This window comes from Candidatus Sodalis endolongispinus, assembly GCF_018777395.1.
GTDB lineage: Bacteria > Pseudomonadota > Gammaproteobacteria > Enterobacterales > Enterobacteriaceae > Sodalis_B > Sodalis_B endolongispinus.
Genome location: NZ_JAFJYC010000001.1, coordinates 2,135,707 through 2,150,606, shown reverse-complemented (window position 1 = coordinate 2,150,606; position 14,900 = coordinate 2,135,707). Strand labels below are relative to the sequence as shown.

Annotated in this window: 5 protein-coding genes, 5 pseudogenes and 1 other annotated feature; of the genes and pseudogenes, 7 read left to right on the top strand and 3 right to left on the bottom strand. The window is 57.7% G+C overall.

What is annotated here, in order from left to right; all coding sequences use genetic code 11:
* Positions 1–222: 222 nt before the first annotated feature.
* Positions 223–939: a two-component system response regulator ArcA gene (gene arcA, locus JZM24_RS10390; RefSeq protein WP_215669585.1), complete on the bottom strand. Its 717-nt coding sequence runs from the start codon at positions 937–939 to the stop codon at positions 223–225.
* Positions 940–1,878: 939 nt separating this feature from the next.
* Positions 1,879–1,992, top strand: a sequence feature (Thr leader region).
* A 26-nt stretch (positions 1,993–2,018) separates the two neighbouring features.
* Between arcA and thrA the strand changes: the two genes are divergently transcribed.
* The 3 genes and pseudogenes from thrA (at position 2,019) to thrC (ending at position 6,707) form a co-directional block, all read left to right on the top strand.
* Positions 2,019–4,478, top strand: coding sequence for a bifunctional aspartate kinase/homoserine dehydrogenase I (thrA, locus tag JZM24_RS10385; protein ID WP_215669584.1), 2,460 nt, complete (start codon positions 2,019–2,021; stop codon positions 4,476–4,478).
* A gap of 1 nt (position 4,479) precedes the next feature.
* Positions 4,480–5,413 (top strand): annotated as a pseudogene (gene thrB / locus JZM24_RS10380) (homoserine kinase).
* A gap of 3 nt (positions 5,414–5,416) precedes the next feature.
* A pseudogene (gene thrC / locus JZM24_RS10375) lies at positions 5,417–6,707 on the top strand (threonine synthase).
* Between the two features lie 288 nt (positions 6,708–6,995).
* Here thrC and yaaA read toward each other — a convergent pair.
* Together yaaA and JZM24_RS10365 are read right to left on the bottom strand one after the other, a co-directional pair.
* Positions 6,996–7,775, bottom strand: a complete 780-nt coding sequence (yaaA, locus tag JZM24_RS10370) for a peroxide stress protein YaaA (protein WP_215669583.1) — start codon at positions 7,773–7,775, stop codon at positions 6,996–6,998.
* 56 nt (positions 7,776–7,831) lie between these two features.
* Positions 7,832–9,310: pseudogene (locus tag JZM24_RS10365) on the bottom strand (alanine/glycine:cation symporter family protein).
* A gap of 203 nt (positions 9,311–9,513) precedes the next feature.
* Between JZM24_RS10365 and tal the strand changes: the two are divergent.
* The 4 genes and pseudogenes from tal to dnaK form a co-directional block, all read left to right on the top strand.
* A pseudogene (gene tal / locus JZM24_RS10360) lies at positions 9,514–10,457 on the top strand (transaldolase); the annotation flags it as partial.
* Positions 10,458–10,579: 122 nt separating this feature from the next.
* Entirely contained in the window at positions 10,580–11,110 is a 531-nt protein-coding gene (gene mog, locus JZM24_RS10355) for a molybdopterin adenylyltransferase (RefSeq protein WP_215669582.1), read from the top strand.
* Between the two features lie 196 nt (positions 11,111–11,306).
* A pseudogene (locus tag JZM24_RS10350) lies at positions 11,307–12,619 on the top strand (MFS transporter).
* A 311-nt stretch (positions 12,620–12,930) separates the two neighbouring features.
* A complete protein-coding gene (dnaK, locus tag JZM24_RS10345) occupies positions 12,931–14,841 on the top strand; it encodes a molecular chaperone DnaK (RefSeq protein ID WP_215669581.1) in 1,911 nt (636 codons plus the stop codon).
* The last annotated feature ends 59 nt before the right edge of the window (positions 14,842–14,900 follow it).

Genomic DNA, 14,900 nt, shown 5'->3' with positions numbered 1-14,900 from the left:
ATTCAAGCCTATCTCTTATCTGGAGATACAGCTACTGTCTGGTGTTTCAGGGGGATAAATCACTGTAGAGGGCGTCGGCTTGCAGCGAGCAAGCGCGCTCGAGTCGGTCGTGGGATAGCGGGTATAACGGGCGACAGCCGTTCTGGGCGACGCGGAACCGTTTACCGGTGAGGATAAAAATCGGACGCCGGCCCCGTCCGGGGAAAGCGCCGTTAGTGAAACTTACTCTTCCAGATCGCCGCAGAAACGATAACCTTCGCCGTGAATGGTAGCGATGATTTCCGGCGTATCCGGCGTCGATTCAAAATGTTTCCGTATGCGACGGATAGTGACGTCAACGGTACGGTCGTGGGCCTTGAGCTCGCGGCCTGTCATTTTCTTCAGCAGCTCGGCGCGCGATTGGATCTTGCCGGGATTTTCGCAGAAGTGCAGCATGGCGCGAAATTCACTGCGCGGCAATTTGTAGCTCTCGCCGTGAGGGCTCAGCAGAGAACGGCTGTTGATATCGAGCTCCCAACCGTTGAATTTGTAGCTTTCCACCAGCTTGCGCTCTTCAAGGGCGCCGCCCAGATTCATGGTGCGGGACAGCAGGTTACGCGCACGGATAGTGAGTTCGCGCGGGTTGAAAGGCTTGGTAATATAATCGTCGGCGCCGATTTCCAATCCGAGGATCTTATCCACCTCGTTATCGCGGCCGGTAAGAAACATCAGGGCAACGCTGGCATGCTCCCGAAGTTCTCGCGCCAGCAACAAGCCATTTTTACCCGGCAGGTTGATATCCATGATAACCAGATTAATATCATGTTCCGACAACGCGCGATGCATCTCTGCGCCGTCGGTAGCTTCATGAACCATATAGCCCTCAGCTTCAAATATGCTTTTGAGGGTATTACGGGTGACTGACTCGTCTTCAACGATAAGAATGTGCGGGGTCTGCATGTTTGCTACCTAAAATTACCAACATAATTGAAAGAGGAGGTACTCAAGCCGCTGTCGTCCTTAACGGTAGCGGAGGAACAAAATGCATCCTCCAAGGCTTCGGGCCTAAGCACTTCAACGTGCCCTATCGTAATTAACGCTATGTTACCGGCGACGCTTACCTGCATTCAGGACTTGATTTCTCAAGCTTAGATGCTGCATAGCCTACCCTTATTAACAACAATATAACAGCGTCAACCGAATTTACCACTCAAGAAAATATCATTTTGCTGACGTATATCAAAATAAACCCTAACACCTGTGCCATTTCCTTAGACGGGATTAACAGCGCGGCCCGTAAGATAACTTTAATGTATCTTTATGTACCATTGTCTTATATTGTTTAACCCGGAGGGGTGAGGGGGTCGAAATAGACCCGGTTCAGCGGCTGCCGGTCGTGTCATAAGTGCTTTGCGGGTCCCCGTCGCGGTGTCGTAGCGGGCGCGTTCGGATAACGTCTGCTTATGGATGCACATTATTGTTGCGCTCTCACGGCGGCAGATATTCTATTTTCCAGCCGGTTATTTTCCACAAATGACAATAGCTTTTGTCTAATAACGTAAGTGACTACCTAACGTAGTCTTAATGGTAAAGGCCTGCCGGTTCGCCGTGCGCGATGTTGATTGGCTGTAGGGCGGTGTCGCGCCGGAAAGCATCATCGGCGGCTGACTGCCCGCTGGTATTACCTGCCGTCCGGTAAGTAGTGACTAGCATAACATGCTGGATTGACGGGAATGGATGAGCGTTCGTGCGCACCCGCAGCGCCGGCAGGTGAATATTGAACGGCGCGACAGGGGCCGCTTATCGCGGGGCATAAACAGATATTCATTGACTTTAGCGCATGATTGCTTTAACCAATAGGGTATTAATAAAAAACAGTGATAACACCAACCAGCATGCGTACCCGCTTCAGCCACGGCACCATTATTATTACCACCACGGGTAGCGGCGCGGGCTGACGCAGACAGGAACCCAGAAAAAAGCCCGCACCTTGATAGTGCGGGCTTTTTTTTAAGCTTAATTCAGGAGATGAAACACAAATGCGAGTACTGAAATTCGGCGGTACCTCTGTCGCCAACGCGGAACGTTTTATCCGCGTCGCCGATATCCTTGAGAGCAATAGCCGCCAGGGACAGGTGGCGGCGGTATTATCCGCGCCGGCCAAAATTACTAATCATCTGGTCGCCATGATCGACCGCACGCTCAACGGCAGCGATATCCAGCCGAGCATCCTCGACGCTGAACAGATCTTCAGCCGGCTTTTAGACGGCTTGGCCGCCGCGCAGCCGGGATTTGATCACGCGGCGCTGCGTAGCGCGGTAGAGCAAGAATTCGCCCAGCTCAAGCAATTATTGCACGGCATTTCGCTGCTGAATTATTGCCCCGACAGCGTTAACGCCGCCATCATTTGCCGCGGCGAGAAACTCTCCATCGCGCTGATGGAAGCGCTGTTACGCGCGCGCGGCTTCGGCGTGACGGTCATCGATCCGGTGGCAAAACTGCTGGCACAGGGGGGGTATTTGGAGTCGACGGTGGATATTGCGGAATCTACCCGGCGCATCAATGACGCCGCCATTACCGCCGATCACATCATCCTGATGGCGGGGTTCACCGCCGGTAACGAGCGCGGCGAACTGGTGGTGCTGGGCCGCAATGGATCCGATTACTCCGCGGCGGTGCTGGCGGCCTGTCTGCGCGCCGATTGTTGTGAAATTTGGACCGACGTGGACGGCGTGTATACCTGCGATCCGCATCAGGTGCCGGATGCGCGATTACTCAGTCAGCTTTCCTATCAAGAGGCGATGGAACTTTCCTATTTCGGCGCCAAGGTTCTCCATCCCCGCACCATCGTTCCCATCGCACAGTTCCAAATTACCTGCCTTATTAAAAACACCACCAATCCTCAGGCGCCCGGTACCTTAATCGGGCCGACCAGCGGCGAGGAGGGCAATCCGGTCAAAGGCATCACCCATCTGAACAATATGGCGATGATCAACGTTTCCGGTCCAGGGATGAAAGTGATGATCGGTATGGCGGCACGGGTGTTTGCCGCCATGTCGCGCGCCGGCAGCTCCGTGGTGCTGATTATTCAATCTTCTTCGGAATACAGCATCAGCTTTTGCGTGCCCCAGCATGAGCTGGCGGGCGCCCGCCGGGCGTTGGAGGAGGAATTTTACCTGGAACTTAAAGATGGCCTGCTGGAGCCGCTGGAGGTTATCTCCCGCCTGGCGATCATCTCGGTGGTTGGCGACGGGATGCGCACGCAGCACGGCCTGTCCGCCAAGCTGTTTGCGGCGCTGGCGCGTGCCAATATTAACATCATCGCTATCGCGCAAGGATCGTCCGAGCGTTCCATTTCGGTGGTGGTAGACAATGACAGCACCACTATCGGCCTGCGGGTGGCGCACCAGATGCTGTTCAATACCGATCAGGTTATCGAGGTGTTCGTTATCGGCGCGGGTGGCGTCGGCGGCGAGTTGATCGAGCAGATCCGCCGCCAGCATGCGTGGCTGAAAGGCAAGCATATTGATTTGCGGGTGTGCGGTATCGCCAACTCGCGCGCGCTACTGACCAATGTGCACGGTATCGATCTGGCGAACTGGCAGGCGGCGTTGGCCGAAGCGCGCGAGCCGTTCAATCTGGGGCGGTTGATCCCGCTGGTGAAAGAGTATCACCTGCTCAACCCGGTCATCGTCGACTGCACCAGCAGTGAGGCGGTAGCCAATCAATATGCCGACTTTCTGGCGGACGGCTTCCACGTGGTGACGCCGAACAAGAAAGCCAATACCGCCTCAATGGATTACTACCATCAGATGCGGGCCGCCGCCGCAGTCTCGCGCCGTAAGTTCCTTTATGATACCAACGTTGGCGCTGGTTTGCCGGTTATCGAAAATTTACAGAATTTATTGAATGCCGGCGATGAGCTGACGCGGTTTTCCGGTATTCTTTCCGGCTCGCTGTCGTTTATTTTCGGCAAGTTGGACGAGGGGATGTCGCTGTCGGCGACGACGCTGCTAGCACGCGGCAACGGTTACACCGAGCCTGACCCGCGGGATGATCTTTCCGGTATGGATGTGGCGCGCAAGCTGCTGATCCTGGCGCGCGAGGCGGGGTATACCCTGGAGTTGACGGACATCGACGTCGAGCCGGTATTGCCGGCGAATTTTGACGCCGGCGGCGATGTGGAGGCGTTTCTCGCCCGACTGCCGACCTTGGACGCTGAGTTTGCCGCCAGAGTGGCGAAGGCCCGCGCTGAAGGCCAGGTGCTGCGCCATGTGGGCAGCATTGACGAAGGGCGCTGTAAAGTCAATATAGAGGCGGTGGGGGCCAATGACCCGCTGTTTAAAGTGAAAGACGGCGAAAACGCGCTGGCGTTCTCAACCCGCTACTATCAACCGTTACCGCTGGTGCTGCGCGGCTATGGCGCCGGCAATGATGTCACCGCCGCCGGCGTATTCGCCGATCTATTACGCACGCTGTCATGGAAGTTGGAAGTTTAACATGGTTAAAGTGTATGCGCCGGCCTCAATCGGCAACGTCAGCGTGGGATTCGACGTGCTGGGCGCGGCGGTGTCGCCGGTGGACGGGACGTCATTGTGGGATTGCGTCAGCGTCACCCGCGCCGACAGCTTCAGCTTGCACAGCGCCGGACGCTTTGTCGACAAACTACCGGCAGAGCCGGAGCAGAATATCGTCTATCAATGCTGGCAGCGTTTTTGCGAGGCGATGGGGGAAACGGTGCCGGTGACCCATGCGGCTGGAAAAAAACATGCCCATCGGCTCCGGTCTTGGCTCCAGTGCCTGTTCGGTGGTGGCGGCGTTTGTAGCGATGAATGCCCATTGCGGCCGCCCGTTAAACGATGATCAGATGCTGATGCTGATGGGGGAAATGGATGGGCGCATTTCCGGCGGGGTGCATTTCGATAATGTCGCGCCCTGTTTTCTCGGTGGCATGCAGCTGATGCTGTAGGAAAACGGCATCATCAGCCAGCCGGTGCCTGGGTTTGACGACTGGTTGTGGGTGATGGCCTATCCGGGCATCAAAGTGAGCACCGCCGAGGCGCGGGCGATTCTGCCGGCGCAATATCGTCGTCAGGACTGCATCAGCCATGGCCGTTATCTGGCGGGCTTTGTGCACGCTTGCCATACCCGTCAGCCGGCGCTGGCGGCTAAACTGATGAAAGATGTTATCGCCGAGCCCTATCGCACCCGACTGCTGCCGGGCTTCGCCGATGCGCGCCAGGCGGTGGGAGATATCGGCGCCCTGGCCTGTGGTATCTCGGGTTCGGGACCCACGCTCTTCGCTATCTGCGATCGCCAGGATACCGCGGCGCGCGTCGCCGACTGGCTGACGCAGCACTACCTGCAAAACGACGAAGATTTTGTTCATATTTGCCGCCTGGATACCTCCGGCGCCCGTTTGATGATGGATTGAATGATGGAACTTTACAATATCAAGGAACGCAACGAGCAGGTCAGCTTCGCCCAGGCGATCAAGCAAGGCCTGGGCCGTCAGCAAGGGCTGTTTTTCCCCATGACGCTGCCCGAATTTGCCCTGACCGAGGATAGACGAGTTGCTGGAAATGGATTTCGTCGCACGCAGCGCGCGCATCCTGTCGGCTTATATCGGTGATGAGCTACCGCCTGAGAGCGTTCTGGCGCGGGTAACGGCGGCGTTTGAGTTCCCGGCGCCGGTGGTGCCGGTCGCCAAGGATATCGCCGCGCTAGAGCTGTTTCACGGCCCGACCATGGCATTCAAGGATTTTGGCGGCCGTTTTATGGCGAAGATGCTTACCGAAGTCGGCCAAGGGCAGCCGGTGACCATCCTGACTGCGACCTCCGGCGATACCGGCGCTGCGGTGGCGCATGCGTTTTACGGGCTTAAGAATGTGCGGGTGGTGATCCTTTACCCTGAGGGCAAAATCAGCCCGCTGCAGGAAAAGCTCTTTTGTACACTGGGCGGCAATATTCACACCGTGGCGGTCGAGGGCGATTTCGACGCCTGCCAGGCGCTGGTGAAACAGGCGTTTGATGATGAAGAATTGAAACAGACGCTAGGGCTTAACTCCGCCAACTCAATCAATATCAGCCGTTTGCTGGCGCAGATTTGCTACTACTTCGAGGCGGTGGAGCAACTGCCGCAGCAGGCGCGCAATCAACTGGTGGTATCGGTACCGAGCGGCAATTTCGGCGATCTCACCGCGGGTCTGCTGGCCAAAACCCTGGGTCTGCCGGTGAAGCGTTTTATCGCCGCCACCAACGCTAATGATACCGTACCGCGCTTTTTACGCGACGGCAAATGGCTGCCGAATCCCACCGTGGCCACGCTGTCGAATGCGATGGACGTCAGCCAGCCCAATAACTGGCCGCGGGTGGAAGAATTATTCCGGCGTAAAAACTGGCCACTAACGACGCTCGATTACGGCTGCGTCGACGATAACACCACCGCCGAGACGATGCGCGAGATGGCGGGATTGGGCTATATTTCCGAGCCCCATGCCGCCATCGCCTACCGCCTGTTGCGCGACAGTTTACAGCCGGGGGAGTACGGATTATTCCTTGGCACTGCCCACCCGGCCAAGTTCAAGGAATCGGTGGACTCGATCCTCGGCCAGAGCCTGCCGCTGCCGCCGGCGCTGGCGGTGCGCGCGACCTTGCCGTTGCTGTCGGAGCGCATGCCGGCGTCCTTCAGCGCCTTGCGCACGCTGATGCTGTGGTTGGCGCCATAGGCGCCGTCGCTGCGGGCGTTATCTTCGCGCGGGGCAGTCGCTCTGGCCGGTGCGTCCGCTGGCGCCCTTCAGCGCCTTGCGCACGCTGATGCTGGGGTTGGCGCCCCAGGCGCCGTCGCTGCGGGCGTTATCATCGCGTGGCGAAGTCGCTCTGGTCGGTGCGTCCGCCGGCGTCCTTAACCGCCTTGCGCACGCTGATGCAGGGGCTGGCGCCCTAACGACATGTTGCCGCGGGTTTCATCTTCGCGCTGGCCATAAGCGCGCCACCGGCGGTCTTTGGCTGCGGCGTTAACCGTCATGCTGCGGTCGTTTTAATACCCATTCATTGTCGCTGGAGGCCGCGGCGTCGAATCGATAACCGCCCGCATCAAAGGCTTTTATCTGCTCTGGCTGAGTCAACGCTTCGGTAATGATAAAGCGGCTCATCATGCCGCGGGCTTTTTTGGCGTTGAAACTGATTACCTTGTACTGGCCGTTTTTTTCATCCAGAAACACCGGTTTGATGACTCGCCCGTTAATCCGCGCCGGCTGCACCGCGCGGAAATACTCGTCCGAAGCCAGATTAATCACCAGGGCGTCACCCTGCTCCGCCAGCGCCTGGTTGAGTTTGTCGGTAAGCGTAGCGCCACAAAAGTGATACAAAGAGGCCACGTCCGGATTGGCCAGGCGAGTTCCCATCTCCAGCCGGTATGGCTGCATCAGATCCAGCGGACGCAATACGCCGTATAGCCCGGACAACATCCGCAGGTGACGTTGGGCAAAATCGAATTGCGCCTCGCTGAACGTCTCCGCCGCCAGCCCGGTATAAACATCCCCTTGAAAAGCCAATATCGCCTGTCGCGCATTATCGGGGGTAAACGGCGTCTGCCAGGCCTGAAAGCGCGCGGCGTTCAGATCGGCCAATTTATCGCTAACCCCCATCAGGGTGCCGATACGCGCTGGCGTCAGCTGCCGGCACAGGTCGATAAGCGCCGCCGACTGCGGCAGTAATTCGGGTTGAGTGTAGCGTTGGGTTGCCAGCGGACGCTGAAAATCCAGCGTTTTCGCTGGAGAAATAACCATTAGCATTGCAGGTTACTGTTGTTGCGAAAAAAAACGGCCGCCGGTTATGCCGCGGCGGCGCCTCAACGGTCAAGGGGTTTCGGGGCGGCCTGGCGGTGGCTTTCCTGATGCGATGGGCTCGGCCGCCCCCACAGATCCGGCGCCAATTGCGGCGCAATAGCGGGTAAGTTTACCGCATAAAAGGTCGGCAGTTTACCGATGGCGCGCTGGCTATTGTAATCATTGGCCAACATCAGTACGACCGGCGACAACAATAAAAGGGCAATCAAGTTGGTTATCGTCATCAGGCCCATCGCCAGGTCCGCCAGTCGCCAGACCACCGACACTTCCGCTACAAAGCCAAACAGTACCATGGTGAGCGTTAGCAGACGCAGCAGCCATTTTAGCTTCATCGGCTGCGGCACGAAAAAACGCAGACTGCTTTCCGCATAGGCGTAATTGCCAATGATGACGGCGAAGGAGAACACAAACACTAGCGCCATCAATAGCGGCATGCTCCAGTGGCCGGTTACCGTGGCCAGCGCTTGATTAATCAGCGCGATACCGTGGATGTCGGCGTTGGCGTGCTCTAACGTGCCGGAAGTGAGGATAATTGCCGCCGTGGCGCTACAAATCACCAGAGTATCAATAAACACCGCCAACATCTGGATATAGCCCTGCGAGGCGGGGTGTGGCGGCCATGGCGCGGCGGCGGCGGCGATATTCGACGCCGAGCCGGTGCCCGCCTCATTAGAGAACAGACCGCGCTGCACCCCTTGGAAAATCGCCTGCGCCAGACCATAGCCGACCAGCCCCGAAGCGGCCTCCGTCAGGCCAAAGGCGCTGTTGAACACCAGCGCGGCGACGGTTGCGAGCTGGCGACAGTGATGCACTAGCACCCAACCCGCCAGCAGCAAGTAGAGAATACCCATTGTTGGCACCAGCCACTGGGTCAGGCGGGCGATGGCGCGCAGGCCGCCGAAAATCGCCGCCGCGCTCAGAATAAGCAGCACCAGCGTTATCGGCCAGCGACCCATACCGGACAGCTGCTGCGCGGACAGCGTAATGGCGTTGGCCTGAACGGCGCTGAAAAAACCGCCATAGCCCGTCAGCAGAAGCAGCGTGAATAGCGTGCCCATCCAGCGCAGACCAAGGCCGTTGGCCATATACCAGGCCGGCCCGCCGCAGGCGTTGCCGCGGTTGTCGCGGATTTTATACAGCTGCGCCAGCGTACTTTCCGCAAAGGCGGTCGCCATACCAATCAATGCCGCCAGCCACATCTAGAAAATGGCTCCCGGTCCGCCCAGAATCAGCGCGATGGCGACGCCCATCAGGTTACCGCAGCCGATACGGGTGGCAAGGGAGGTGCATAAGGCCTGAAACGGCGAAATGCCGCCGCCGCCGCGCGTCCCTGAGTCTTTTAGAATCGTGAAGGTGTGGCAGAAATGGCGTATCTGGATGAAACCGGTGCGTAGCGTGAACCAGATGCCGGTACCTAACAGCAGATAAATTAATAATGAATCCCATAACAGGTTATTGATAAAATTCAATAGCTCAGCCATTGTTCCTTTTCTCCCGCTCCAGCGTCCCGGCTGGGTGTTGTAGGGCCCGGCGCCCATTTTACCTACTTTACTTATGATTTCATCGATTGATGCGACAGGTAAAAGTCCGCGTCCGGCCGCTTTTCGCCGCGGCCACCCATGCTATCATTTCGTCGCTGCAATACCCGATTTCGTAGAGCACGCGACAACATGAGAACATGATTATGACAGACAAACTCAGTTCCCTGCGTAAAACGACCACCGTTGTAGCCGATATCGGCGATATCACCGCCATCAAACGCTACCAGCCTCAGGATGCGACCACTAACCCGTCGCTGATCCTCAACGCCGCCCAAATCCCGGAGGCTATATTGACGACGCCATTGTCTGGGCGCGCGGCCAGAGTAGCGATCGGGCGGCACAGGTGATATACGCCGCCGACAAGCTGGCGGTCAATATCGGCAGGGAAATTCTGAAACTGGTGCCCGGCCGCGTCTCCACCGAAGTGGACGCCCGCCTTTCCTACGACACCGAGGCCAGCATCGCCAAGGCCAGGAGCCTTATCAAACTCTACAACGATGCCGGTATTGGCAGCGAAGGTATTTTGATCAAGCTGGCCTCTACCTGGCAGGGTATCCGTGCCGCCGAGCAGCTGGAAAAGGCAGGAATCAATTGTAATTTGACGCTACTGTTTTCTTTTGCCCAGGTGCGGGCCTGCGCCGAGGCGTGGATGTCTCTGATTTCGCCCTTTGTCGGGCGTATGCTCGACTGGCATAAGGCCAACGGTGAACGTCAGACGTTTGCCCCAGAGGAGGATCCGGGCGTGGTATCGGTCAGCGCCATCTATCGCTATTATTAAGAACATGGTTACGACACCGTTGTCATGGGCGCCAGCTTTTGTAACAGCGGCGATATTCTGGCGTTGGCCGGCTGCGACCGGCTCACTCTTGCGCCGGCGTTGCTAAAAGAGCTGGCGGAAAGCGAGGGTGAGCTTGTGCGTAAACTTTCCTATACAGGCGCGGTGAAAGCGCGGCCGGAGACGTTAACCGAAGCGGCCTTCCTGTGGCGACATCATCAGGATCCGATGGCGGTGGATAAATTGGCGCAGGGTATTCTCAACTTCGCCGTCGACCAGGAAAAACGGGGAAAAATGCGGGGCGAATTGCTGAAATGCGGACCGCCGGTTATCCTGCCGGCAGGGGTGAAAGAAAACGCTTACGGCCCTGCGCGGGCCGTTTTTATTGGCGCAGCCCCTCGGCGCCCGCCATGGTAGTTGAGGATAACACGCGTATGCAAACCTGTCGTATCGGGCTGGTATCCATCTCAGACCGCGCCGCCCGCGGTGTCTATGTTGATCAGGGGCTGCCGGCGCTCGAAGCCTGGCTGAATCGTGCTGTGACCAGCCATTTCAGCCTCGAGACCAGGCTAGTACCGGACGAGCAACCCCTCATTGAGCAAACGCTGCGCGAATTGGTGGATGAAAGCGGTTGCCACCTGGTCCTGACCACCGGCGGCACCGGGCCGGCGCGGCGCGATGTCACGCCCGACGCCACGCTAGCAGTGGCCGATCGCGAAATGCCGGGGTTTGGCGAGCAAATGCGGCAAATCAGTCTGCACTTTGTGCCCACGGCCATTTTGTCGCGCCAAACCGCCGTTATCCGTAAACAGTCCCTGGTCCTCAATTTGCCGGGCCAGCCAAAATCAATCCAGGAAACGCTGGAAGAGGTGAAGAACACGCGCGGCGATGTTGAGATTCAGGGCATTTTCGCCAGCGTGACCTACTTCATTCAACTGCTGGATGGCCCCTACATGGAAACCTAGCCTGCGGTGGTGGTGGCATTTCGACCGAAAAGCGCGCGCCGGCCAACCGAACAGTGAGAGACGCAACAGAAATGAGCGCGCGGCGTCGCGTTCATGACTTATTGCCAGAACGGCAGACATTTTTACCCCGCCAGTAAGTCTGAGTTTACAAGGCGTGATATATTGTTGCCATTTCTCTTGTCAAGCGCAGATGATTATGCAGGACGAACGTCACCGCCGGTTGAACCGGCAGGATTATAAGACGCTTACGCTGGCGGCATTGGGTGGGGCGTTGGAGTTTTACGACTTTATTATCTTTGTGTTTTTCGCTGGGGTGATGGGGCAGCTGTTTTTCCCGGCAGACATGCCGGAGTGGCTGCGCCAGATGCAAACCTTCGGTATATTCGCTGCGGGCTATCTGGGGCGGCCGCTGGGCGGGATTGTAATGGCGCACTTCGGCGATCGTGTGGGGCGCAAGAAAATGTTTACCCTGTCTATCCTGCTGATGGCGCTACCGACGCTGCTGATTGGACTGTTGCCGACCTACGCGGCGCTGGGTATCGTGGCGCCGCTACTGCTGTTGCTGTTGCGCATCCTGCAGGGCGCGGCCATAGGCGGTGAGGTTCCCGGTGCCTGGGTGTTTGTCGCCGAACATGTGCCAGCCCGGCGCATCGACTTTGCCTGCGGCGCCCTGACCGCCGGGTTGACCGTTGGCATTCTGCTCGGCTCGTTTGTCGCCACGCTTATCAACCAGTTACTCCCCGCCAGCGCCATAGCCGCCGGCGGTTGGCGCATTCCTTTCTTTATCGGCGGCATCTTTGGTCTGTGCGCCATGTATTTGCGCCGCTGGCTGCGCGAAACGCCTATCTTTGTCGAACTGCAGGCGCGCAAAGCGCTGGCCCGCGAGCTCTGCCGCTCAAGTCAGTGGTGGTGAGTCACAAGAAAGCGGTAGCGGTTTCCATGCTGCTAACCTGGCTGCTGTCCGCCGGCATCGTGGAGGTTATCCTGATGGTGCCTTTGTGGCTGCAGCAACAGCGCGGCATCAGCGCTTCTGTCGCCCTGCAGGCCAATTGCGTGGCGATCATCGCCCTGGCGTGCGGCTGCATTGTCGCCGGCGTGGTGATAGGCAGGTTCGGGGCGCGTAAAAACTTTGTTGTCGGCTGCGCCCTATTGGCCGTCGGTAGCTGGATCTTTTACCACAGCGACGTCACCCATCCGCCGCATCTGTTTCTGACCTACGGTACGGCCGGTTTCTTTGTCGGCATTATGGGCGGCGTGCCATTTGTCATGGTCTACGCCTTTCCGGCGCCGGTGCGGTTCAGCGGTATTTCCTTTTCCTACAATATTTCCTATGCCATTTTTGGTGGTCTGACGCCCATGGTGGTGACCTTACTGATGAAAGTGACGCCGATGGCGCCGTCGTGGTATGTGCTGGCGTTGGCGCTGATGGGCGTTGCGCTGGGATTTGCGCTGCCTGGACAGGTGAAGGGCGCGCTGCCGCGCACTGATCGGGCGAAAGCGGTAGGGTAAGCACGCTCGTCGGGTAGACGCGTCGCGACGCTGGCGTGTTGAAATCATGCCTAATTAATTTACCCTAAATTATTCAATGTATTAGACAAGGCGTCGGGCGCCCTTGGGCAAAATGCCCGGCGCGCAGGGCGTCGCCACTGTTTTTTTTGCCGTTACCCCTTGATATGCAGGGCGGCATGACCCCATCTTATTTGCATCCTACGTTGTTGAACCTGGGAAATTCTCGGGCGGCGAAAACTTGAAAAATTCATTTTCGGCCGCATATCAGGTTTACGACCACAACGAAATTGAACTTTAGTGGAGATGTTTAGATGGGAAAAATCATTGGTATCGACTTGGGTACGACCAACTCCTGCATCGCAATTATCGAAGGCAGCAAACCTCGCGTACTTGAAAACAGCGAAGGCGATCGTACCACGCCTTCCATCATTGCCTATACGCAGGATGGTGAAATTCTGGTTGGCCAACCGGCTAAACGTCAGTCCGTTACTAATCCGCAAAACACCTTGTTCGCCATAAAGCGTCTGATTGGCCGTCGCTACCCGGACGAAGAAGTACAGCGCGATGTCAGCATCATGCCGTACAAAGTCGTTGCGGCAGATAATGGCGATGCCTGGCTGGAAGTCAAAGGCCAGAAAATGGCGCCACCGCAGATCTCCGCAGAAATTCTGAAAAAAATGAAAAAGACCGCGGAAGACTATCTGGGCGAGCCGGTCACCGAAGCGGTCATTACCGTGCCGGCCTATTTTAACGATACGCAGCGCCAGGCGACCAAAGACGCCGGCCGTATCGCCGGTCTGGACGTCAAGCGTATCATCAACGAGCCGACCGCGGCCGCGCTAGCCTACGGTATGGATAAAGAAACCGGCAACCGCACTATCGCGGTTTATGACCTGGGCGGCGGGACCTTCGATATCTCGATTATCGAAATCGACGATGTCGACGGTGAAAAAACCTTTGAAGTGCTGGCGACCAACGGCGACACCCATTTGGGGGGCGAGGACTTCGACAGCCGTCTTATCAATTATCTGGTGGACGAATTCAAGAAAGATCAGGGTATCGATCTGCGCAATGACCCGCTGGCGATGCAGCGCTTGAAAGAGGCGGCCGAAAAAGCCAAGATCGAGCTGTCCTCCGCGCAGCAGACCGATGTCAACCTGCCGTACATCACGGCCGACGGCTCCGGTCCGAAGCATATGAACCTGAAAGTGACCCGCGCCAAACTGGAGTCGCTGGTGGAAGAGCTGGTCAATCGCACGCTTGAGCCGCTGAAAGTGGTGCTGAAGGATGCGGGCCTGTCGGTTTCCGACATCAAAGACGTTATTTTGGTGGGTGGGCAGACCCGTATGCCGCTGGTGCAGAAGAAAGTCACCGACTTCTTCGGCAAAGAGCCGCGTAAAGACGTCAACCCGGACGAAGCGGTTGCCATCGGTGCCGCGGTTCAGGGCGGCGTACTGGCCGGCGACGTGAAAGACGTGCTGCTGCTGGACGTTACCCCGTTGTCGCTGGGTATCGAAACCATGGGTGGCGTGATGACGCCGCTGATTACCAAGAACACCACCATCCCGACCAAGCACAGCCAGGTGTTCTCCACCGCGGAAGACAATCAGTCCGCTGTGACCATCCATGTGCTGCAAGGGGAACGCAAGCGCTCCGGCGATAATAAATCGCTGGGCCAGTTCAACCTGGACGGCATTTCGCCGGCCATGCGCGGCACGCCGCAGATTGAAGTCACGTTCGATATCGACGCCGACGGCATTCTGCACGTCTCCGCCAAGGACAAGAACAGCGGCCGGGAACAGAAGATCACCATCAAGGCCTCCTCGGGTCTGAACGAAGAGGAAATCCAGAAGATGGTGCAGGAAGCGGAAGCAAACGCCGAATCCGACCGCAAGTTTGAAGAGCTGGTGCAGACGCGCAACCAGGCCGACCATTTTCTGCATAGCACCCGTAAACAGCTGGAAGACGCGGGTGATAAACTGCCGGCAGAGGATAAAACCGCCATTGAGGACGCGCTGAAAAATTTGGACACCGCGCTGAAAGGCGAAGATAAAGCCGATATCGAAGCGAAGATGCAGGCGCTTATTCAGGTGTCAGGCAAACTGCTCGAAGTGGCTCAGCAGCAGGCTCAGGCGGCGGGCGAAGGCGGCGCGGACGGCAGCGCTAAGGCGGACGATGATGTCGTTGACGCCGAGTTTGAAGAAGTTAAAGACAAAAAATAATCGCCCTGAACGGGCACGGCGGCGGGGCAGTCTACACCGCCGTTGCGGGCAACAGGCAC